Source organism: Burkholderia sp. MR1-5-21 (assembly GCF_053427715.1).
Genome location: NZ_JBSAXD010000178.1, coordinates 1 through 233 on the forward strand (window position 1 = coordinate 1; position 233 = coordinate 233).

Genomic DNA, 233 nt, shown 5'->3' on the forward strand with positions numbered 1-233 from the left:
TTCGACGTGCGCCGCGACGAGGTGTTCGCGATCATCGGGCCGAACGGCGCGGGCAAGACCACGGTGTTCAACTGCGTCGGCGGGTTCTACAAGCCGACCGGGGGCCACGTCGTGCTCGACGGCCACCCGATCGCCGGACTCGCGAGCCACCAGATCGCGGTGAAGGGCCTCGTGCGGACGTTCCAGAACATCCGGCTGTTCAAGTCGCTGACGGTCGTCGAGAACCTGCTCGT

The 233-nt window shown here is 67.0% G+C and carries 1 protein-coding gene; it reads left to right on the top strand.

Annotation, left to right across the window (positions count from 1 at the left end):
* Nucleotides 1–233, top strand: a 233-nt coding sequence (locus tag ACV229_RS40970) for an ATP-binding cassette domain-containing protein (protein ID WP_448088715.1), incomplete at both ends; no start/stop codon positions are given.